The organism is Allobosea sp. (genome assembly GCF_051860145.1).
In the GTDB taxonomy this organism is placed as follows: domain Bacteria; phylum Pseudomonadota; class Alphaproteobacteria; order Rhizobiales; family Beijerinckiaceae; genus Allobosea.
The window spans coordinates 339,815-360,496 of the sequence record NZ_JBHYEM010000004.1; the positions used below are offsets into that span (position 1 = coordinate 339,815).

General features: G+C 63.0%; 21 protein-coding genes and 1 pseudogene. 9 read left to right on the forward strand and 13 right to left on the reverse strand.

The window, feature by feature from the left end; translation table 11 throughout:
• The first annotated feature begins 99 nt into the window (after window positions 1-99).
• Entirely contained in the window at window positions 100-609 is a 510-nt protein-coding gene (locus tag ACTIF2_RS09630; RefSeq protein ID WP_439496834.1) for a hypothetical protein, read from the forward strand.
• Window positions 610-833: 224 nt separating this feature from the next.
• Here ACTIF2_RS09630 and ACTIF2_RS09635 read toward each other — a convergent pair whose 3' ends face one another.
• Genes ACTIF2_RS09635 through ACTIF2_RS09645 form a run of 3 tightly spaced genes read right to left on the reverse strand, consistent with a single transcriptional unit; the run spans window position 834 to window position 4,540 of the window.
• Complete coding sequence (locus ACTIF2_RS09635) at window positions 834-2,120, reverse strand: hypothetical protein (RefSeq protein ID WP_439496835.1); 1,287 nt, start codon at window positions 2,118-2,120, stop codon at window positions 834-836.
• A gap of 36 nt (window positions 2,121-2,156) precedes the next feature.
• Window positions 2,157-2,804 (reverse strand): hypothetical protein, encoded by a 648-nt coding sequence (locus tag ACTIF2_RS09640; protein ID WP_439496836.1) that lies wholly within the window; start codon window positions 2,802-2,804, stop codon window positions 2,157-2,159.
• Window positions 2,801-4,540 carry a tape measure protein gene (locus ACTIF2_RS09645; RefSeq protein WP_439496837.1) on the reverse strand — a complete coding sequence of 580 codons (1,740 nt, stop codon included), beginning with the start codon at window positions 4,538-4,540 and terminating at the stop codon, window positions 2,801-2,803. The genes ACTIF2_RS09640 and ACTIF2_RS09645 overlap by 4 nt, the downstream gene beginning before the upstream one ends.
• A gap of 553 nt (window positions 4,541-5,093) precedes the next feature.
• Between ACTIF2_RS09645 and ACTIF2_RS09650 the strand changes: the two genes are divergently transcribed.
• Entirely contained in the window at window positions 5,094-5,804 is a 711-nt protein-coding gene (locus ACTIF2_RS09650) for a phosphatidylserine/phosphatidylglycerophosphate/cardiolipin synthase family protein (RefSeq protein WP_439496838.1), read from the forward strand.
• A 648-nt stretch (window positions 5,805-6,452) separates the two neighbouring features.
• Here ACTIF2_RS09650 and ACTIF2_RS09655 read toward each other — a convergent pair.
• The 5 genes from ACTIF2_RS09655 to ACTIF2_RS09675 form a co-directional block, all read right to left on the reverse strand.
• Window positions 6,453-6,965, reverse strand: a complete 513-nt coding sequence (locus ACTIF2_RS09655; RefSeq protein WP_439496839.1) for an HK97 family phage prohead protease — start codon at window positions 6,963-6,965, stop codon at window positions 6,453-6,455.
• The gene (locus tag ACTIF2_RS09660) at window positions 6,958-7,149 is read right to left on the reverse strand and encodes a hypothetical protein (protein WP_439496840.1); all 192 of its coding nucleotides are present in this window, start codon (window positions 7,147-7,149) and stop codon (window positions 6,958-6,960) included. The genes ACTIF2_RS09655 and ACTIF2_RS09660 overlap by 8 nt, the downstream gene beginning before the upstream one ends.
• Window positions 7,139-7,717 carry a hypothetical protein gene (locus ACTIF2_RS09665; protein ID WP_439496841.1) on the reverse strand — a complete coding sequence of 193 codons (579 nt, stop codon included), beginning with the start codon at window positions 7,715-7,717 and terminating at the stop codon, window positions 7,139-7,141. The genes ACTIF2_RS09660 and ACTIF2_RS09665 overlap by 11 nt, the downstream gene beginning before the upstream one ends.
• 2 nt (window positions 7,718-7,719) lie before the next feature.
• Window positions 7,720-8,262, reverse strand: coding sequence for a hypothetical protein (locus ACTIF2_RS09670; RefSeq protein WP_439496842.1), 543 nt, complete (start codon window positions 8,260-8,262; stop codon window positions 7,720-7,722).
• A 158-nt stretch (window positions 8,263-8,420) separates the two neighbouring features.
• Entirely contained in the window at window positions 8,421-9,485 is a 1,065-nt protein-coding gene (locus ACTIF2_RS09675; protein ID WP_439496843.1) for a hypothetical protein, read from the reverse strand.
• A gap of 571 nt (window positions 9,486-10,056) precedes the next feature.
• Between ACTIF2_RS09675 and ACTIF2_RS09680 the strand changes: the two genes are divergently transcribed.
• Window positions 10,057-10,278: a hypothetical protein gene (locus tag ACTIF2_RS09680; protein ID WP_439496844.1), complete on the forward strand. Its 222-nt coding sequence runs from the start codon at window positions 10,057-10,059 to the stop codon at window positions 10,276-10,278.
• Between the two features lie 105 nt (window positions 10,279-10,383).
• A complete protein-coding gene (locus tag ACTIF2_RS09685; RefSeq protein ID WP_439496845.1) occupies window positions 10,384-10,668 on the forward strand; it encodes a DUF3892 domain-containing protein in 285 nt (94 codons plus the stop codon).
• Between the two features lie 128 nt (window positions 10,669-10,796).
• On the opposite strand, the gene ACTIF2_RS09690 is transcribed toward ACTIF2_RS09685, so the two are convergent.
• From ACTIF2_RS09690 to map, 4 genes and pseudogenes are all read right to left on the reverse strand, one after another.
• Window positions 10,797-12,131, reverse strand: a complete 1,335-nt coding sequence (locus ACTIF2_RS09690; protein WP_439496846.1) for an AAA family ATPase — start codon at window positions 12,129-12,131, stop codon at window positions 10,797-10,799.
• On the reverse strand, window positions 12,115-12,372 hold the full coding sequence (locus ACTIF2_RS09695; RefSeq protein ID WP_439496847.1) for a hypothetical protein: 258 nt from the start codon (window positions 12,370-12,372) through the stop codon (window positions 12,115-12,117). The genes ACTIF2_RS09690 and ACTIF2_RS09695 overlap by 17 nt, the downstream gene beginning before the upstream one ends.
• A gap of 90 nt (window positions 12,373-12,462) precedes the next feature.
• A pseudogene (locus ACTIF2_RS09700) lies at window positions 12,463-12,909 on the reverse strand (JAB domain-containing protein); the annotation flags it as partial.
• Entirely contained in the window at window positions 12,906-13,730 is an 825-nt protein-coding gene (map, locus tag ACTIF2_RS09705) for a type I methionyl aminopeptidase (RefSeq protein WP_439496926.1), read from the reverse strand. The pseudogene ACTIF2_RS09700 and the gene map, both read right to left, overlap by 4 nt.
• 125 nt (window positions 13,731-13,855) lie before the next feature.
• On the opposite strand from map, the gene ACTIF2_RS09710 reads away from it, so the two are divergent.
• The 3 genes from ACTIF2_RS09710 (at window position 13,856) to gpt (ending at window position 16,304) form a co-directional block, all read left to right on the forward strand.
• Window positions 13,856-14,713 carry an FkbM family methyltransferase gene (locus ACTIF2_RS09710; RefSeq protein WP_439496848.1) on the forward strand — a complete coding sequence of 286 codons (858 nt, stop codon included), beginning with the start codon at window positions 13,856-13,858 and terminating at the stop codon, window positions 14,711-14,713.
• A gap of 211 nt (window positions 14,714-14,924) precedes the next feature.
• On the forward strand, window positions 14,925-15,683 hold the full coding sequence (locus ACTIF2_RS09715; protein ID WP_439496849.1) for a competence/damage-inducible protein A: 759 nt from the start codon (window positions 14,925-14,927) through the stop codon (window positions 15,681-15,683).
• A 111-nt stretch (window positions 15,684-15,794) separates the two neighbouring features.
• The gene (gene gpt, locus ACTIF2_RS09720) at window positions 15,795-16,304 is read left to right on the forward strand and encodes a xanthine phosphoribosyltransferase (RefSeq protein ID WP_439496850.1); all 510 of its coding nucleotides are present in this window, start codon (window positions 15,795-15,797) and stop codon (window positions 16,302-16,304) included.
• A gap of 3 nt (window positions 16,305-16,307) precedes the next feature.
• Here the strand turns inward: gpt and ACTIF2_RS09725 are convergent, their stop codons facing one another.
• Window positions 16,308-17,237: a DMT family transporter gene (locus ACTIF2_RS09725; protein WP_439496851.1), complete on the reverse strand. Its 930-nt coding sequence runs from the start codon at window positions 17,235-17,237 to the stop codon at window positions 16,308-16,310.
• 205 nt (window positions 17,238-17,442) lie between these two features.
• Between ACTIF2_RS09725 and pehA the strand changes: the two genes are divergently transcribed.
• Together pehA and ACTIF2_RS09735 are read left to right on the forward strand one after the other, a co-directional pair.
• Complete coding sequence (gene pehA / locus ACTIF2_RS09730) at window positions 17,443-19,047, forward strand: phosphoric/sulfuric ester hydrolase PehA (RefSeq protein ID WP_439496852.1); 1,605 nt, start codon at window positions 17,443-17,445, stop codon at window positions 19,045-19,047.
• Window positions 19,014-20,651, forward strand: coding sequence for an ABC transporter substrate-binding protein (locus tag ACTIF2_RS09735; protein ID WP_439496853.1), 1,638 nt, complete (start codon window positions 19,014-19,016; stop codon window positions 20,649-20,651). Before pehA ends, ACTIF2_RS09735 begins: the two co-directional genes overlap by 34 nt.
• The last annotated feature ends 31 nt before the right edge of the window (window positions 20,652-20,682 follow it).

Consider the following 20,682-nt stretch of genomic DNA (forward strand, 5'->3'; position numbering starts at 1 on the left):
CCTTTGCCCTTAAGCGCGCTCTGCGTTCAATATTCCTTGAGGTGCGGCGCGTCGTAGTCCGCTCCTTACCCTTGAACCAAATCATATTGGCTTAGATCGATGGAAATTCAGCAACGATTTTGGCAAGCTTATGTCGATTTAGTTCGCGACGCGTATTATGCTAACTGCTATAGATCGAGAACAGAGGCGACTGATTGGCAAATCAGCGTGTTTTCGGCGCTACTCTCAAGCGCTTCAATTGCAGGCTGGGCGATATGGCGAGAACTAGCAATGTTATCGGGAATCGTGATTGCTTTATCTCAAGTTATCCAAGTTGTCAGGCCATATATGCCTTTTCGAAAAAGATTAGTTTCACTAAATAAATTCGCCCCAGAGCTTGATGCACTTGCAATAGTTGCTGAAGGAGATTGGTTTTTTATTAGTCGAGGTGAGATGACTGAGGTTGAGATTCATACAAAATTGCTTCAGTTACGGCGAAAGAAGCTCGATATTATAAATAGTAATTTCCGGGACGCTTCCCTGCCAGAAAATAAAGCCGCTTTGGAAAAGGCTGAATCTCTTGCGAAGGCATTTTTCTTGGCCAACTTTGGTGTCGAGTCCGCACGCTGACTTGAGGAGTGGATTATGTCGAACAACAAAGGCCGACCGCCTTCTGGTGGGGGAAGCCATGTAACCCAACAAAAAGGCGCCGTACTACCAGGTTCGAATCTCAAGATCTCGATGCCTGCCGTATCGCCGCCGAAACCCGCTCCCTCATCGCCCTCGCAAGGGCCCAGCAAAAAGTAGGTCGTCCGGGGGACGATTACTCCATGGTCACGGATAGGCCCGCCACCTCAAATCGCCGTCTCCACCCCCTCGATATAGCACCGCGACGCCGCGCTCAGCACTGGGTTCGCCGCCGAGCCATTGATGCCGACAGAGTACGAGGCGTTCGTCACGTAGAGCCTGCAGGAGTACTTGTGGCTATTCGTGTTGCCGGGGTGCGCCGGAATGACGGATTTGACCGAACCCGCAAAGCAGCCATTCGCCTCGAGCTTCTGATAAATCGCGCCGATGCACGTGGTGTCATCGCGGAATAGCGCCAAGACGATGTAGGCCGTCGCGGCGCACGCGACGTTCACATACGCCTCAATGTCGAGGATGCTGTACCCGCTCTTACAGGCGTAGTTGCCGGAGCAGACTTCAGTCCCTGCCGTCGGGCTCGGCGTGGCAACGCCCAACGTCATCGCGTTGCTCGCGCCTGTCACGGTAGTGTTGGCGGCGTTCGGAATCCCCCGCCACCGATCAAGCTGCATGCCCTGCTCGATACCGAACAGGCGCTCCCAGTAGAGCGGTGACGTGTCGGGGTCGTTGCCGATGTTGCTGCCCTGCAGCGACATGTAGAGCGCGCCATTCAAGCGCGTCCTGTCGAGCATGGCGTAGGTGTGCCCGCTGTTGTAATCGCCGAAGAACTCGCCGGCATATGTCAGCGCCAGGGCTGCAGCGTCCGCGGCCTGCTGAGCGTAGAGCTCCGCGTCGGCGACGGCCGACACATAATTTACGTCCAGAAACGTGCGGTAGGTGTTCCCGCTGCGGACCACCATCTCGACGTTGCCGGTTTTCAGAAACCCAGCGCCGAGCGGCAAGCCATTGCGATCGAACACCGGCAACGCAGCGCCGCCGTTGACCGCCAGAACGACGTCTCCGGTATTGTCCGCGAGCGGCGAAAACAGGATGACCGCTGCGTTGTCGCCAGCCGGAATCGGCAGGTCGGACGTGCCGATCAGGTTGTTGGCGGTGCCGAAGCCCGTCAGCCCGACGCGAATGAGCTGATAAGGCAGATCCGCAACGCGAACCCATGAGCCGGTGCCAGCACCACCGTTCTTGCGATAAATGCCGTTATTGGCCGCGGTCGCATCGCCGACCACCCAAGCCATCGTGTTTGCGACGGGCGTCAGGTCACTATTGATCAGCGCCAGCGACTGATAGACCTTCGCCCCACCTGAAGTTGAAGTCGAAACAAGAAGTCGCTCGACCTCAATGCCCCAAAGCTGGGCTTCCGACATATCGGCGCCACGCGGCGCGCCGCCCGCTGAAGTCGGCGCATAGATATCCCGCGCACTGCGCGTAACCAAAACCATTTGAATCTCCGAGAGAATGAAAAGAAGGCGCGGCGATCAGGCCGCCAGCGGCTCCCCGCCAAGAAGGTCACCGACCGCATCCGGCCAGCGCTTGACCACCGTGGTATGGATGGAGTCGCGGGTAACCCGGGACCATTGAATGAAGCCGCCAACGCCGCCGCGGCCCTGCTCGTCGCGAACGTTGCGCTGCGCTTCCATCAGCTCGAGGCCGGCAGCCAGAACGTCGTCCGTCATCCGGTCATGTAGGGGGCAGGAGTCGTCAAATGGCGCTGCGGCAAACGGGCCGATTGGGGTCAGCGCCCAGCGCTCACCGTTCCGGTCGTGGGATGCCACCACATAGGCCTCTGCCCGGTTACGCACTTTCGACCAGCCCGCGACAAAGATCTCGACGTCCGGGCCGGTGTGGCAGGCGTTGAGCATCTCTTGGTTGGCCTCCCACGCGACCTCAGCGGCCAGGGCAAGGTGGCTAATCAGGTCTTCGAAGTCCCAAAATGCGCGCGAAATGCGGGGTGCAAAATCGCGAGCGAAGGCCTGCGAGCCTCTAACGTTCACGACACATCCCAAGTGTGCCATCGGATACGCCTTCGGCTCGATCGAGACGATCCGCCCGTCGCCGTCATAAGTCGCGGCATCCGTAAAGACCTCGGCCGCGTCGTCAGTCAGAAAAATTGAAATGGCGCTCATGCTGCGCTCCCAAAATATGAGTTTCCAAAAATACCGGTGCTGCCGCCCACCAGGCCGCCGAGCGGGCCCTTGCCGAGCAACACAGATTCCAGAGCCGCCTTGCCGATGGCCTTAGCCAGGCTCTTGATAACGTCCTCGGCCTTCTTGCCTTCGAAGACCATGTCGGACAGCGAGTCAGTTATTTCGCTGCCAAAGAACTCGCCGGATTCCTTGGCGGCTTCGTATGCCTTAGTGACTTCGTCGACCTTCACTCGCGCGTTGGCGTAGCCGGTAGCTGCTTCGTCGATCTTCGCCTTTAGTTCGGCTGTGACCGGGATATTCGTCTTCTTCGCTGCGGTCTCGAGATCCAGTGCCGCCTTGGCCTTGGCGCGTTCGAACGTCGATTTGCCGACGCTGGCCGCCTCCAGGTCGAGGGCAGCGGTTCGTTTCTGAATCGCGGCAAGCTCGCGATCGTAGGCGTCCAGGGCCTCCTTGCTCGACCCTCCACCGCCACCACCGCCGTCCTTGCCGCCCGGGACTTTGAAGTCGGCCAGGCTGATGGGCTTTATGGTGCTGCCGAGCCCTTTCGGACGCGCCGTCGGCTGCGGTGCTGATATGGAACGGCCCGCGATGTCGAAGGCGGAGTTGATGTCTCCCTCGACGTGAGCGGCGATATCCTGAGCGAGCTTGGTTTGGCGCTCGGTCGAAACAGCCAGCCTGCCGCCGGCGTTCGCGGTGCCCATCTCACGGGCGGCGTCCGTACGGCCGGCCCGCTCCTGCTGGTAGGTCAGAGCCTGCGCACGCTGCGCGCCTGCGTTAGCCGCCGCAAGCTCCGCCACCTTGTTGATCAGCGCCTGGACGCCGGTCACAGCGCCCGTCGCGGCGGAACCGATGCCGCCAATGCTGCTTGCAAGGGTGCTCAACCCGCCCGCTAGCGCCTGCGACGCGCCCGTGGCCTCGTCGAATTTCCCCACTGCAAGTGTGAACTCGTTGCGGAGCTTCGTCATGGCTTGCTCAGTCGTGAGCGCAGCGCCGGCTAGCTTCTCCTCAAGCAGGGGGGCCCCGGCCTGGATTGCCCGGAAGAATGCTTCCGACGAGACTTTTCCGTCCTTCACTAGCGCGGTCAGCTTCGCGACATCGCCACCGGCTTCTTTCATGCCAGCCGCTGCGGCCTGCAGGAGGGGATAGGCCCCGTCCAGAAGCGAGTTATACTCCTCGGCTTGTACCTTGCCGTTGCTGAAGGCCTGGGCGAGCTGGAGCAGGGCACCAGATGACTCTGAAGCGCTCTTGCCGGACACACGAAGCGATTGGGCGACGATATCCGTCACCTGCAGCACCTCCTGCGAGGACGCTTTGAGCGTCGTCTGAGCCTGCGACACGCGACCGTAAAGGCTAGCCAGCGCCTCGAGCGGGACCGCATTTTTCTGAGCAGATGCAAACAGCGCATCCAACGTGCCCGGCAAAGCTCCGCCGGAGACACCGGCGACCTTCAGGCTATTTACGATCCGGGTGTATTCATCGGCGGTCTTCCGAAATTCATTCAGGCCAACGCCGGCAGCAATACCTGCAAAGGCGCCAGCCATGCGTTTGCCCAATGAAGCAAACGAGCTGCCGACGGAGGATTCCATTCTGGCGGCATGCGCTTCGATTTCTTTCGTTATTTTAGAAAATTGCGCCTGCTGGCGCTTCATCGTGTTCTGAAACTTCGTGACGTTCGCCTCGAGGACGACAGTCATGCGTTCGACTTCTGTGGCCATGAATTTCCTATGGCGCCGTGGCGCTACGTATCTATACGGGAAGGTTGAAAATTGACCCTTTGCTCGTCAATACTGACGCTCCGCCGTCTTCGACAGGCGGAGAGACCGTGGGGGACACAATGTTGAGGACTATCACTGCAATACTTGTAATTTTGGCATCGACTGGCGCTCATTCTGCGCCGCTTGTGCCCGGCCCGATTAAGAAAAAAATACTAATAACCCGCTTTGCCGCGGGTAGTATTGTATGTAGAGGGCCTAATATTGATTATAGGCATGTCGCAAGTATGGAGAATATGATTGAATTATTCTATTACGAGCACGATGCGAAACGCATTTGGATGAAAGCAGGGGGGACAAAGATGCTGGGCTATGATGTGAGTTGCGAAATGAGTGGAGCTGAATCTTCGGATTTGCCGTAAGGTTGTTGCTCACGGATTGCCGTCGGCACGCCGGGTCAAAACAAGGGGCGTGCCGACGGTTTAATGCCGCGCTAAAGCGGCGCGGGTGGTCTACTGCTAAAGACTGAAAATCGCAGACCCGCGGGGGGTAAGAAATGAACGATCAAGAAGCCTTTGCGCGGGTGACCGCTCTCATTCAGGAAGCGCCGCAGGAGGGCGCTACAAGGCAAGAGGTCGCGATTTGGTTAAGTAAATCTAACGCTGTCGTTGAAGCTCTTAACGTTCCTAGGGATCTCGCTCAGTTGTCGCGCATTGCGCAGCTGGAGGGTATGGGTAGATCGGATAGAGCTTCTACGGAGATGGCTGCCATTTTACTTAGGAGCAGCGCAAGAATTGAATTGCGCCTGCCTGTTGAGGCGCAGGGGGCATTCGTCGGTGTAGGGAACGCGATGGATGCGCTGGCTGCGGTCGCGAGGATACTACAGGAAGCAAAGAAATCCGCGCGGATAATCGATCCCTACATGGATGAAAAAGCCCTAACAAGTTTTGCCGTCTTGGCAAACGAGGGTGTGACAATAGAATTGATGTCAGACGCCGCAACCGTGCGCCCCGCGTTAGTGCCGGCCGTTGGTGCGTGGCGGGCTCAGTATAAGGCAAGGCCTCTAGACGCCCGCCTGGCGAGCCCAAGGGCGCTGCACGATCGAATATTTATCGTCGACGCTTTGTCAGTATTTATTGTGTCGCAATCGCTCAAGGACATCGCGGCGCGTTCCCCGGCGTCCATTATGAAGGCGGACGCCGAGACGGCTGCGCTAAAAGTAGCAGCATACGACGAAATGTGGGCTGCAGCTGTGGTCATCGCCTAACCCTCAAACGATGCCTCGGGAGCTCCGGCTTAGCCACGCGTTACCCTCAACATTTGAATTGGGTTTATGCGCACGTTGGCCCATCACCGTTGCGCTCTGGCGACGCCCGGGAGCGATCTGATCCGCCCCCCGGTTCAGACGGGCCAGCCGCTGGTGTCATAGCGAACGACGGCTCGTCCACGCTCTTCCTGCTGCTTGAACCGGCTATGACATCCGGCGCAAAGCGACTGAAAAGGCCCCGACCAAAATAGCGCCTCGTCTCCGCGATGCGGAATAACATGGTCGCAAACGGTAGCTTCGGTGACGATCTCACTGTCCAAGCAAAGTCGACATAGCGGCTCGGCGGCCAGTTGATGCTGACGCGTATGCTTCCACCTAGACAACCCGTACCACCGCAGCCAAGGCCGCTTGGCGTCTACCCGAGGCACCGGTCAACCTCCTCGGACTCTGCACTCGCCAGCGACACATTGACCGCGAAATCACAACCGTCGCGTGATGTCCATGGTGTGTAGACAACCCGCGTTCCGATAGACTGCGCCTTGTTTTTGAATGCACCGCCATGGACGTAATAGCCGGGATGGGCAGGCTCATCGGCTGGCCGCACACGTCCGCTGTTGCGGGCACTGTTCCATTCGGAAATGATGCCTATCACGGTGTGATCCCCCGAAGCCGCATGGCAGCTTCCATCTTTAGGCGTGCGCGCAGCGCAACAGCATTCGCGTTGTCAGAGCGGATCGCGGCGCTCGTCGCATCGCCATAGGCACCCCAAACGACGAGCGAAACCTCGTATAGCCGCGCCCTCGTCACGAGGCGGCGCGGGATGTCATCGTTGTCTTCCCACTCCTCGACCTCGGAGGCGAAGCCGACACTAACCTGATCGAGCGTGCCGGATCCGATCGTTGCGATCGCCTCTTGCCCTAGAGGAGAGTCTGGATTGGGCGTCAGCGAATACCAAAGGCCAACACGATCAGATCGCAGGGTGAGCGTGCCATTTTTTGCACGAGCAAGCGGGCGGCTGGCATCATGAGACCACAAGGCAACGACGTCGGGGTGTTCCCGGATCGACGCATCAAATGCACCGGGCGCGAACCTTTCTTCAAACAAGCCGGCGATGACCGCGGGCTTGTTCCATTGGATGGCGTAACCGCTGATTTCAGCCACGACGGAGCGCCTCGAGGCGCTTCTCGCGCTTGCTGATCGCGATCCCTCGGGCAATCGCCTCCGCCGATTCAGAGCGTTCGATATGCCGCGCTTCGCCTGGCAGTTTTACACTGCGAAGGCCCTTCCGCCGGCGCCCGTCCGCCTTCTCGTACTCGCGGCGCTCTGTCGCTTTTTCAATCGACATAGTAGCCGGCCCCCTTCGCTTCGCTGAGGTAGCGTTGAATGTGGCCGTCACGAGCATCGCCAAGGAAATTAGGGCTCATCGGGACCAGCGAGCCCCATGACACGTCCTGGGTATCGAATTCGAAACGAAGGTCGTCATAAGCGGCGCGAGCAGCGGCAAGGGCCTGCAGCGCGTCGCAGATGGCGGCAACGCGGCGTCCGTATTCGGGGCGGGCCATGGCGCAGATCGTCTTAGACGCGGCACCGCGGGCAACCGCGAGACGCTGGCGAACAATCTCCAGTGCGGCAGTAATGTCCGCACCGAGCTTCTGGACCTCAGCCAGTCGGGCTCGAAGTCCGGTCGTGCTGTCGCTTGTCTCGCCGAGCAGAGCCGCGACGCCGGGGCGCATGGCGGGTGCAGGCGCGTCGGCAATCTTCTGTTCAAGGTCGCGCCGCTCGGCGGTCAGGGTGGACTGCTGCGCGAGCAGCTCTGCCCGCTTTGCGATCAGCCCTGCGTATTCGGTGGACGCCTCAGCGAGGCTGGGGACGCGGAAGGGTTCGGGCGTAGTCGTCTTTTTCAGAAATGCCACTATCAGGCCTCCAGATTCTTCATGATGTGAAAGAGCGCGAGCGCCGTGATGGTGCAGGAGCGACGAACCGCGCCGTTTCGCCAATGCGACGCCAACTCACCGGGGCGGGAGAAGACGGCGACGAGGTGTCCGTCGCGGTCGGTCACGCGCATCTCGGGCCAATTGCAGCCGAATTCGAAACGAAGGCCGGCTAGGTCCGGCGCGCCATCCGGCTCTGCAAATGCCGCGAGCATGCAGGCTAGATAGTGGACAGCGTCGACGCCCTCCGCCTGCATCTGAGGCGGCAGCATGTCGGGACTCAACCCGCCCCGGAAAAGACCGCGGTAATCCGCGACGGTGACGGCGGCGGATTTGATATCGCGATCGACAGCTACCGTTATGATCAGCGCTGCCACGTCCTCGATCGACATGTGCGGCACGGCGGTGCCGATGGCGAGGGGGAGAATGCCCTCGTCCTGAAGGCGACGGCTGTGGTGTTTGACGCGGCCCGGTGGTGCGATCAGTTCTTGCGCCACGACGCGCACAGCGTCGGCGACGGTTGCCATATGGACGATTCCTTATTCAATGAGCGAATTCTGCAAACAGACAGGCAAAAAGAAACGCCCCGGCGCGAGGCCAGGGCGTTAGTGTTGCCGGGAGGGCAAGGAGGGGAAGAAGAACTATCCTCCTACCAACAATGGGAAGACGACGTAAAAAGGGGACGCTACGCGGCCTCGCGATCCTCTTCTGAAATCTCTCGCGCGGATATCTCTTCGTGCTCGACAAGCACAGCAGCCAACTCGGCGCAGGCAGATCGCATTGCGTCCTGGCCGTGGCGCTCTGCCGTCTTTCCGAATTTTCCGAGTGTCTCGCCGATTTTTTCGAATGTTTCGGCCCGATACTCGTTAAGCAGGGCAACGGTCTCGGGTCCTAATCGCTTCAACGCGAAGGCGAGGGCGTCTTTCGCGTCACGAGTTTGCGCCACGGTGAAGCGCAGTTTCGTCCTGAGCGGCACGACGATCTGATTGCCCGTTTCGAAGGTGTGGCGAAACCCGCGGATCGAGCCGGCCCGCACGCGCTCGTCCCAATAGTAGTCGCTCACCGCGTCGTCGTCGTCACTCTCCTCGTCGGGTAGATCGTCGTCATCCGGCCGCAGGTCGTCGGGAGTGGGCGTGAACCGATCTACGGCGACGAGGCCGGCTTCGTCGTCTTCATCGTCGAAGTTGTCGTTCGCGGCAGAGACATAGTTGAAGCTTGGCCCGTCATTGAACTTGACATCACCGGCCCGTACGAGCCGCTTGGAGAAGGGCGATATCTCGACATCGCCGCCGACAACCACACGGCGCGTGCGGGTCTCCACGACCTCGAGCGTACCGTCCGACGCGGTGCGGACGATCGACTCGGGGCGATCTTCTATCTCGACGCCCGCCAGCATCTTCGCCAAGAGGCGTTCGGCTGCCGTTTTGCTCCGGGGCAACCAGTCCTCTTCCGCCCCTTCATTGGACGGTGCGATAGGTTCGGCCTCGTCGTCCTCATCGCGGTCGAGCACCATATGCGCTGCAGCCATCCAAGATGATTGAACCGGATCCGACTCCGCTGCCTCCCAAAGGGCGATCCACTTCAACAGCGATCGGAACTTCTCAGCGAGAACAGCGTGCTTTGGCGACTTCGGCTTTGCGGCGCGTCCGAAGATTTTGCCGTCTGTCGCAGGCGCGCTCCTTCGCCAGACCTCGACTGCGGCGCGATGCTCTTCAGGCGTGCGGAAATTGTCGTTATGCGCAGTAATCAATCTTGCCTCCCGGGCAAACTTTGAATGAGAAAGGAGCCGCTTTGCGCGGTCTAACTATTGAATGCCGATTGCCGGCCCACAGCGGGCCGCTGACGGCGATGGCGAGGATTTAGGCAGCGAGGTGGCGGCACCCGAGGGCGAGCGAGCCAGAAGCGGCAGGCCACGTCCTATAAGGAGCATCCTAATTTGCTTTGTCAAACAGCGTTGACATTAAACAGGAAATATGCAGCGCCTCACACAATGTTTGATGTCGACCGCCAGATTCGGCTCCTCGGTCGCGCCATCGCCTATTCCAGATTCCAAATTTTGCGGACGAGAGAATTTCACTTGGGCGCCGGTCTGGTTGAGCAAGGCTCTAGACCGATACCCAGCCCCACCCCCTCGCGCGCTTGCGCGCACGCGCAAGAAAATCTGAGTTTGCATAGGCAGTAACCTCTGGGGCCGTTGCGCGAGATCGATGACGGGCGAGACAGGGTTACCCCCCATGGGTGGTGGGTAAACTTGAGAACGAATATTTGAGAAACCGTTCAGGTTCATCGCCCGAACTGCCGCCTTTGCGAGGGAGGCGCAAATGGCGAGCACAGACTATCGGATTGTCCTGGCGCATCTCACGGCCGCTTTTCTCGCGATAGAAGGTGACGCGCCGGGAGACGGTCTTTTCCGGCGCGCCGTGGAGCTACTCATCCAGGCCGTCGCCGAAGCCGAGCGCGATAATGTGCAATCGCAGATTTTGCGCTTTCCCGACCGATTGCCGGCAAAGCCGGACGAACCGCTACCAGCGTGGCGGCGGTAGGGCTCGAGGGCGCCCCTGTGCTTGTGGACACTGTATCCCCAACCCTCGACTCCTGGTTGAGTGACGTAAGATAATGCCGCGTCATATGAAGCCGGGGAGGGTGAAATGGCGGGGCAATTTCAGATCCGTTGCATCAATAAGAACGATCGATTGAACGCTTACGAACGCATCACGCATGTGGGCGGACGTGGCACAACACAGTGGAAGTTGGATACGGCAACGGTTATCGGCCGTATCGAACGCGGAGAAGAAGCGTTTTTTGTAAGCCGACCGCAGGGGGATACGGTCGAGGTGATCGTTTCGGTCAGCAGGTTTGGCAACAAGTATCTGAAGACAACCGCGGATGGCGATGAGCCCAACAACCTGTTGAGCCTGCCTGAGTGCCCGTAAGCAGATAGGGACACCGGTGGGGCGTCCAGCTCCTACCAGGGTGTTCCACCCTGCGGGGGGTATAAGGGGGGTGGAAGAACACCCCCCTGGTATAGGGGTGGAAGGGGGTGGAAGGTGGGGTGGAACACCTAGTCCTCCCCGCCGAAATCATCCGCCGAAACGAGCAGTTGTTGCCGGCGTTTGGACGGAGGACCGTGCCTTACGACCTTGAGTGTGCTGTCGGCCAAGAGCCGATGCATGGCTTTCTCAAGCGCCCTTTCGTCATAGGGCGCGGCGTCCGGCCTAGCGGCCAGCACCTTGGGCGCAAAGTTCACGCCCTTGGTCGGCGCCACCACCTGACCAGATCGCGTCACCGCTCTCAGGAGGCGGACAAAGGCGTCATCCTGTGCCCGATTGACGAAGGCGATTTCGGCAGCAGGCAAACCGTCGTCCAGCACGAAAGCGCCGGCGCGCCAGCGCAGCTTCATCTCATCGCCGACGGCACCATAATTGGCTTTCATCGTCTTCAGGACACGAATGTCCGGGTCGACGTCTTTGCCGTCCGGCCGAGTGAGATAGATCCGGCTGCGTACCGAGTTGTTCCAGGCCGTAGAGCCGGACGTGCCTGCGCCGGTTTGCATTCCCGAAAGTGACGGGTGAGAGAGCAGAACAACGGCGCATTTCCATTTGATGGCGATCCCGCGGAGCATCGCGACGAACTGCCGGACTTGCCCGCGCTTGATCTCGTCGCCGCCAAACAGGTCGGCGCTCGTGTCGAGGATGACCAGCCCCGGCCGGTGCCGAGCGATATGATTGTCGAGGCTGACGAAGTTGCTGGTCGGCTGCATAACGCCCTTGGGGTCCGGCGTCGCCAGCAAGGCGTCACGATCGGCCAGAGGGATGAGTCGGAAGTCCACCAGATCGGCTAGCGTCCGGCCATGCGCCGCGACGATGTCGGCGAGTCGGCGGTGGAACTCGTCTGCCTCGTCTTCCGCACCGAGATAGACGACGCCGCACCGGGCCGGGGCCAGCCCCAGCGTTTCGATGCCAAGGCAAGCCGCGGCGGCAATCTGAACGCCGAGCAAGCTCTTACCCACGCCGCCATCACCGGCGAGCATTGTCACTTGCCGTGTCGGGATGAGGCCTTCTATGAACCACTCACGCTGCGGCACAGGCAGGCCATGCCAGTCCGTCGGGCAAATGACAGGAAGCGGCGCGCCCTTTGGGCCTGCGGGGTCGTTGTCGTTGTCGGCTTTTGGAGGGGCCGCGCCCGCTGTCAGGCGCTCCGCGCGTCGTAGGTCGCGCTCGGCAATACGACGAAGGTCTGCGGCCTCCGCGCGATCGGCGTTAGCCTGTCGCACCAACTCATAAACTCGAGCCAAGTTGGGGTCGTCGGTCTCGGGCAAGTCGTCCGCGAGGAGCGCTCCCCAGTCAATCGGAAGTTCGTCATCGTCAATATCGGCAGTCTCAGTTACTGAATTCACGGGGCGCACGCCCTCCGTTCATGACCGCAACTGCGGCGTCTGTGATCTCACGGGCCAGGGTCGGACCGATGTGGAAGCTCGCCGCGCCAGCACGATTAGGCGGGCGAACGCGGTATGAACCGTCAGCCTTCTTCTGGAGTTTCAGTCCGACGAGTTTCAGGTCGGGTGAAAGGCGCACGTTGAAGCGCGCAACAGTGTCGGACCCGTGCCAGTGCTCGGGCCATAATTCAGCGATCTGCATTCGCAGACTCCTGTCGTTCAATTGCAATGCTGATAAAGGACGTCCAGCGCAGGGCAGGGGACGTCAGCTAACTAAATCAATGACTTGTTACAGAATGCGAAACTGCTCGCGCTCGGCGAAGGCCATCGCCATGCGGCAATAGTCGAGGACGGAGGACCAGGACGAGAGCACCGGGCGCTTGGCGATCGCGCCCCTGGCCATGCGCTGCAGCGCGGCGGCGACGATCTTGAGGTCGAGCGCGACACCCTCGCCGACGCCCTTGACCTCGGTCAGGCGCCCGGCCGGCGCGCCCAGCACTTCGGCGAAGGAGCCGAAGCGCAGGATCAGCTCCTTGGCGAGCGGCTTGACGTCGCGCTGCGGGATAGAGCGGAAGAGCAGGAGCTCGAGCAACTCGTAATCGGGCAGGGCGTCGGCCCCCGCTTCCTGGAAGCGGGCGCGCAGGCGTTCGCGATGGCCGTGATAATGGGGCTGCGTATCGGGGCGGGCTCCCGGCGGCGGCGGGACTTTGGGTCCGCGCTGGCCGCCGTCTGCGCTCATCGTGCCGTGAGCGGATTGTCGCGGCCGGCCGGCGACAGCGTGAAGATCTCGCAGCCCGTATCGGTGACGCCGACCGTGTGCTCGAACTGGGCCGAGAGCGAGCGGTCGCGGGTCACGGCGGTCCAGCCGTCGGACAGGATCTTCACGCCGGCCTTGCCGAGATTGATCATCGGCTCGATGGTGAAGAGCATGCCGGGCTTGAGCTGCACGCCTTCGCCGGGGCTGCCGTAATGCAGGATGTTCGGCGCGTCGTGGAAGACCTGGCCGAGACCATGGCCGCAGAAATCGCGCACCACCGAGCAGCGCTCGCCTTCGGCATAGCGCTGGATGGCGAAGCCGATATCGCCGGTCGTGCCGCCGGGCCTGACCGCCTTGATGCCGCGCAGCAGGCTCTCATAGGTGATCTCGACCAGCCGCTCGGCCTTGCGCGGGATGTCGCCGACCCCGTACATCCGGCTGGAATCGCCGTACCAGCCCTCGACGATCAGCGTGTAGTCGATATTGAGGATGTCGCCTTCGCGCAGCGGCTTGTCGTCGGGAATGCCGTGGCAGACGACATGGTTGATCGAGGTGCAGATCGACTTGGTGTAGCCGCGATAGAACAGCGTCGCGGGATAGGCGCCATTGTCCATCGCGAACTGGAAAGCGAGATCGTCGAGCCGCTGGGTGGTGACGCCGGGCTTGACGTGCTCGCCAAGCATGTCGAGGCCCTCGGCCGTCAGGCGGCCGGCCTTGCGCATCGCGGCGAAAGCCTCGGGCCCATGAAGTTTGATGACCGGATCGCGCGTGCGCGACCGTCCCAGGCTCTCGTCATATGTCATGATGCGCAAGCTGCTCCTTGCCCATCATATCTATTGCGTTTGGCCGGAGGTGCAAGACGCTTGCAGCATGGCGGGCGCGCCAAGCCGCTGGCGTCTACCCGCTTTGGCGTGTATCAGGCCGGCCAATGGCACTGAACGACATCCAATCCGCTGAGGCGCAGCCCTTCGGCACCTTCGCACCGCAGGGGCTCGTGGCCCGGATCATCCGCTGGACGCGCTGCGCCTCCGACAGCTTCCTCGGGCGCAAGCTCGCCTATGCGCTGCGCCGCCTCGGCCTGCGCTCGCTCAAGGGCCAGCCGGTCGACATCGAGTCGCTGGGCGCGCGGATGCGGCTCTATCCCGACGGCAATGTCTGCGAGAAGCGCGTCCTGTTCACGCCGCAATATTTCGACCCGCGCGAGCGCGAGCTGCTGGCAGCGCGGGCGCGCGGGCGGGAAGGCTTCCGCTTCATCGATATCGGCGCGAATATCGGCGCCTATTCATTGTTCGTGGCGGCCGAGGCCGGGCCCGGCGCGCGCATCCTCGCCGTCGAGCCGCAGCCCGAGATCTTCTCGCGCCTGACCTACAACATCGCCCAGAACCCATTCGGTTCGGTGAAGGCGGTGGCTTGCGCGCTCGCCGACAAGCCGGGCGAGCTGACGCTGTTCCTCGACCCCACCAACCGCGGCGAATCCAGCGTCCGCATCCTGCGCTCCAGCATCGGCAGCACCGTCAGGGTGCCGGCCACGACCCTGCTCGCGCTGATGGAGAACGAGGGCTACGACCGGCTGGACGCGATCAAGCTCGATGTCGAGGGCGCCGAGGACCTGATCCTCGAGCCGTTCCTGCGCGACGCGCCCGAGGCGCTCTGGCCCGATTTCGTCATCATCGAGGATTCGCGCGCCCGCTGGCAGAACGACCTCACCGTCCTGCTGGCCCAGCGCGGTTATGAGCTGCTGGTGCAGACCCGACTCAACCTCGTCTTCGAACGCAAGCGCGGCTGAGTTTTCCATTGCCGAGCGGCTTCCCGTGCATAACGGGACTGTCCGATGCGGCGCTTGCCCCGCTTGAGCCCACCGTCCCAAAGCCTTAGCTCTAAAGCGCGATCAGGATAGCGCGTGCCCATAATCTCGGTGGGCGCGGGCAGGCGGACGGATCACCATCATCGTCACGAGCCGGCCGCATGCTCGCGGCCCGGCAACGGAGGAGCCGGCCATGACCGACGCACCGCTGAACCGCCCGCCCGTCACGGCTGCCATCCTGGTGATCGGCGACGAGATCCTGTCCGGCCGGACCAAGGACAAGAATATCGGCCATATCGCCGAATACCTCACCAATATCGGCATCGAGCTGCGTCAGGTCCGGATCGTGCCCGATCTGACCGACGAGATCGTCTCGGCGGTGAACGGACTGCGCGCGCGCTATACCTATGTTTTCACGACGGGTGGCATCGGCCCGACCCATGACGACATCACCGCCGATTCGATCGCGGCGGCCTTCGGCGTCTCGATCGACTACGATCCCCGGGCCGTGGCGATGCTGTCGGAACGGTTTCCGCCGGATCAGCTCAACGAGGCGCGCATGCGCATGGCCCGCATCCCGGAGGGTGCCGAGCTCATCGCCAATTCGGTATCGAAGGCACCCGGCTTCATCATCGGCAACGTCATCGTGATGGCGGGCGTGCCGGCGATCATGCAGGCGATGCTCGAGGTCGTCGGCCCGACATTGAAGACCGGCACCCGCATCCTGTCCGACACGGTCCGCGCCGGCCTGCGCGAGGGCGATATCGGCACGGCGCTCGGCGAGATCGCCACCGCCCATCCCCAGGTCTCGATCGGCTCCTATCCCTTCTGGTCCGAGACCGGGCCGGACACCAATGTCGTGGTGCGCTCGCGCGATGCCGAAAAGCTGCTCCAGGCGATGGCGGCGGTGAAAGCCATGCTGGAGAGCGAGCGGGCGCGGCTGGCCGGCTGAACGCCGTTATCGTCAAGGCCGCTGGGGACGCAGGATCGCTGCCTCTTGCGCCGGCGTCGCGGATGCGCTTTTGCGGAAGGTGCACATATGCCCTGCCGCCTGGAGCCGCCCATGGCCGAACCGACCTCCAACAAGGCCTTCCCCGTTTCCTGGGACCAGTTCCACCGCGACGCGCGCGCGCTCGCCTGGCGGCTGGCCGAGAAGGGGCCGTTCGAGGCCATCGTCTGCATCACCCGCGGCGGCCTCGTGCCAGCTGCGGTCATTTGCCGGGAACTGGGCCTGCGCCTGATCGAGACGGTCTGCGTCGCGAGCTATCACGACTACAAGAACCAGTCCGAGCTCAAAGTGCTGAAGGACGTCGCACCCTCGATCAAGGCGATCGGCGACGGCAAGGGCAAAGGCGTGCTGGTGGTCGACGACCTGACCGATACCGGCAAGACCGCCAAGGTCGTGCGCGAGATGCTGCCCAACGCGCATTTCGCCACGGTCTACGCCAAGCCGGCCGGCGTGCCGACGATCGACACCTTCGTCACCGAGGTCAGCCAGGACACCTGGATCTATTTCCCCTGGGACATGGGGCTCTCCTATGTCGAGCCGATCGCCAAGGACCACAAGGGTTGAGGCTCAGGCGGTGCTTCGCGCCCTGAGCGCGATGACCATTCCGGTGACGGCGAGCGCCATGCCGACGATCTCGGTCGGCGAGGCCTTCTCGCCGAGCAGCAGAAAGCCGGACAGCGCCGTGACGATCGGGACGAGCGGCAGGAACAGGGCCGCGCGCCCGGCGCCGAGCAGGGCTACGGCCTGGGTGTAGAGGAAGAGCGCGGCGGCGCCGACGATCAGGCCCTGATAGACGGCCTGCAGCGCCACCGCCGCGAGCGGCACCTGCGCCAGATGCACCGGCTGGACGAGCGGCAGCAGCGGCAGCAGCGGCACCGAGAGCAGGCAGGTCGCGATCGTGACCTCGATCGCGTCGGCGCCCCAGCGCCTGCAGAGCAGTCCGAAGACCGACCAGAGCACCGCGATCAGCACGAAGAGCAGGTCGCCGATCCAGGCGCCTTCGCGCGTCGGCGTGTTGGCCAGCGCCTCGATTGAAAAGACCGCGATGCCGAGCACGATCACGCCGAGCCCGATGAGCCGGCCCGGGCTGGCGCGCTCGCCGAGCAGCCACCAGGCGAAGAGGGCGGTGCAGACCGGAATCAGCCCCGGCGAGATCACCGAGGAATGCAGGGCCGGCGCGAAATGCGCCCCGCCGACCAGGATCAGGCTGTAGCTCGGGCCGACGATGGCGGTCAGGATCAGCGCGCGCCGCCAGCCGAGGCGGCCGACCGGGAAGGGCCGCATCCGCCTGAGCGCGAAGGGCAGCAGGACCAGGGCGGCGACGACGAAGCGCAGAATCGTGACATCGGCGGCCGTGAGCCCGTCCGCGACCGATTGGCGGGAGATCACGGCCTGAACGCCCCAGATCAGCGCCGCCAGGATGCCGCAGGCAAAGCCGAGCCAGGGATTTGCCGGCCTGACGGGAGCAGGGGCTTGCGACCGGGCGGCCTGGGTCACGTGAGGGCTTTCAGAACAAAACGCCCCGAACGGGGGACGGCACGGCGCCATATGCGCGGCGCCGCCCTGGCACGGCAAGCGCGGCGAAAGCAGGGCGTCCAGACCGGTACGCATGACGCAGCGTCGGGATTCGCCGCCGGCCGATAGTCATCCCGTCGTCATCGACGCGGCCTAGGCAGCGGTCACACGCCTAGGACCTTTGCGCATGAACCGTCGAAATGTTCTCCTCGTCGTCGTCGACCAGTGGCGCGCCGATTTCATCCCTCATCTGATGCGGGCGAAAGGGCAGGAGCCTTTCCTCAAGACGCCCAATCTCGACCGGCTCTGCCAGGAAGGCGTGACCTTCTCGAACCACGTCACGGCCTGCGTGCCCTGCGGCCCGGCCCGCGCCAGCCTGCTCACGGGCCTCTATCTGATGAACCATCGCGCCGTGCAGAACACGGTGCCGCTCGACCACCGCCATTTCAACCTGGGCAAGGCCCTGCGCGAAATCGGCTACGATCCGGCGCTGGTCGGCTACACCACGACGACGCCGGACCCGCGCAGCGCGTCGAAGAACGACCCGCGCTTCCTGGTGCTCGGCGACCTGATGGACGGCTTCCGCTCCGTCGGCGCCTTCGAGCCGAATATGGATGGCTATTTCGGCTGGGTGGCGCAGAACGGCTTCCCGCTGCCCGAGAAGCGCGAGGACATCTGGCTGCCGGAGGGCGAGGACGCCGTGCCCGGTGCGACCGAGCGGCCGGCGCGCATTCCAAAAGCGTTGTCGGATTCCTCCTTCTTCACCGAACGCGCGCTGACCTATCTGAAGGGCCGCGCCGGCAGGCCGTTCTTCCTGCATCTCGGCTATTACCGGCCGCATCCGCCCTTCGTCGCGCCTGCGCCCTATCACGACATGTACCGGCCGGAGGACATGCCGGCTCTCGTGCGGGCGGAGTCGCCCGATGCCGAGGCGGCGCAGCATCCGCTGACCAAGTTCTACATCGACTCGATCAAGCGCGGCTCCTTCTTCCACGGCGCCGAAGGGTCCGGGGCGACGCTGGACGCGGCCGAGATCGCCCAGATGCGCGCGACCTATTGCGGGCTGATCAGCGAGATCGACGACTGCCTCGGCAAGGTCTTCGCCTATCTCGACGAGACCGGGCAATGGGACGACACGCTCGTCGTCTTCACCAGCGACCATGGCGAGCAGCTCGGCGACCATCACCTGCTCGGCAAGATCGGCTTCCATGACGAGAGCTTCCGGATCCCGCTGGTGGTCAAGGACCCGCGTGGCGCAGAAGGGCGGCGCGGCTCGGTCGAGGAGGCCTTCACCGAGAGCGTCGACGTGATGCCGACCATTCTCGACTGGCTCGGCGGCGAGGCGCCGCGCGCCTGCGACGGGCGCTCCGTGATGCCGTTCACGCAGGGCGTCCGCCCGCCCGACTGGCGCAGCGAGCTGCATTACGAATATGATTTCCGCGACGTGCATTACTCGCAGCCGGAGGCGGTCCTCGGCCTCGGCATGGACGAGTCCAGCCTCTGCGTGGTGCAGGACGAGCGCTATAAATACGTCCATTTCGCTGCCCTTCCGCCGCTCTTCTTCGACCTCGCCAAGGACCCGAACCAGTTCGTCAACCTGGCGGACGACCCGGCCTATGCGGCGCTGGTGCGCGACTACGCCCAGAAGGCGCTGTCCTGGCGGCTGACCCATGCCGACCGGACGCTGACCCATTTCCGCTCGAGCCCGCGCGGGCTCGAGGAGCGCAAGCCCGATCCCGAATCCGAAGGAGGCGAATCATGGTCCGTTCCGTCACGCGTCGCGGCGCAATAGCCCTCGGCGGCTCCGCGCTGATCCTGCCGCGCTTCGCGATCGCCCAGGCCGACAACCGGCCCTCGATCACCATCGCGGTGCAGAAGATCGCCAATTCCAACCTGCTCGACGTGCTGCGCGAGCAGTCCAATGTCGGCGAGCGCGTGTTCTTCTCCTCGCTCTGGGAAGGGCTGATCGGCAGGAACTGGCTCGGCAATCTCGAGACGGTGCCGGGCCTCGCCACCGAGTGGAAGCGCATCGACGACAGGACCGTCGAGCTCAAGCTGCGCCAGGGCGTCAAGTTCCACAATGGCGACGAGATGACCGCAGAGGACATCGCCTTCTCCTTCGGCAAGGAGCGCATGTTCGGCGACACGCAGCCGGCGGCCGGCAAGACTATCTCGGTCGATTTCGTCGTCGGCGGCGGCCGGGCCAGCAAGGAGCTGCCGGCGGAAGTGCCGGCCGTGGCGCGTCGGTCCTGGCCGGCTTTGCTCGGCGTCCAGATCGTCGACAAATACACCGTGCGCTTCGTCAACGGCACGCCGGACGTGACGATGGAAGGCCGCATCTCGCGCTATGGCAGCGAGATCATGAACCGGCGCGCCTTCGAGGAGGCCAAGACCTATAGCGACTGGGCCAGCAAGCCGGTCACGACCGGGCCGTACCGCGTCGCCGAATACCGGCCGGACGTCTCGCTCCTGCTCGAAGCCCATGACGAATACTGGGGCGGCCGCCCGCCGTTGAAATCGATCCGCTTCGTCGAGGTGCCGGAGACCGCCTCGCGCATCAACGGCCTGCTCTCGGGCCAATACCAGTTCGCCTGCGACATTCCGCCGGACCAGATCTCCCAGATCGAGCAGAACCCGGCCTTCGAGGTGCAGGGCGGCACGATCCTCAACCACCGCCTGACGGTGTTCGACAAGCACCATCCCCAACTCGTGAACCCGCTGGTGCGCCGCGCCATGACGCATGCGATCGACCGCCAGGCGATTGTCGACTCGCTCTGGGCCGGCCGCACGGTGATCCCGAAGGGGCTGCAATGGCCCTACTATGGCGAGATGTTCGTCGCCGACTGGGCGGTGCCGGCCTTCGACCTCAAGCTGGCGCGCGATCTCGTCAAGCAGGCCGGCTACAAGGGCGAGGCGATCCCCTATCGCCTGCTCAACAACTACTACACCAACCAGACCGCGACCGCGCAGATCCTGGCCGAGATGTGGAAAGAGGCCGGTCTCAATGTCGAGATCCAGGTCAAGGAGAACTGGCAGCAGATCCTGGAGCGGACGCCGACACGCGCCGTGCGCGACTGGTCGAACTCCGCGCCCTTCAACGATCCCGTTTCCTCCCTCGTCGCCCAGCACGGCCCCAATGGCCAGCAGCAGCAGGCCGGCGAATGGACGAACGAGGAGTTGAACCGGCTCTCGGTCGAGCTCGAAACCTCGACCGACCACGCTCGTCGCAAGGCGGCCTTCCGCCGGATGCTGGAGATCGCCGAGCGCGAGGACCCGGCCTACACGGTGCTCCACCAGAACGCGACCTTCACGGCCAAGCCCAAGGCCATCGCCTGGAAGGCCTCGCCGGCCTTCGCCATGGATTTCCGCGCCGAGAACTGGGGCGGCCGGAGCTGATCCCAAACGTCTAGCGGCGCGCCAAGCGACG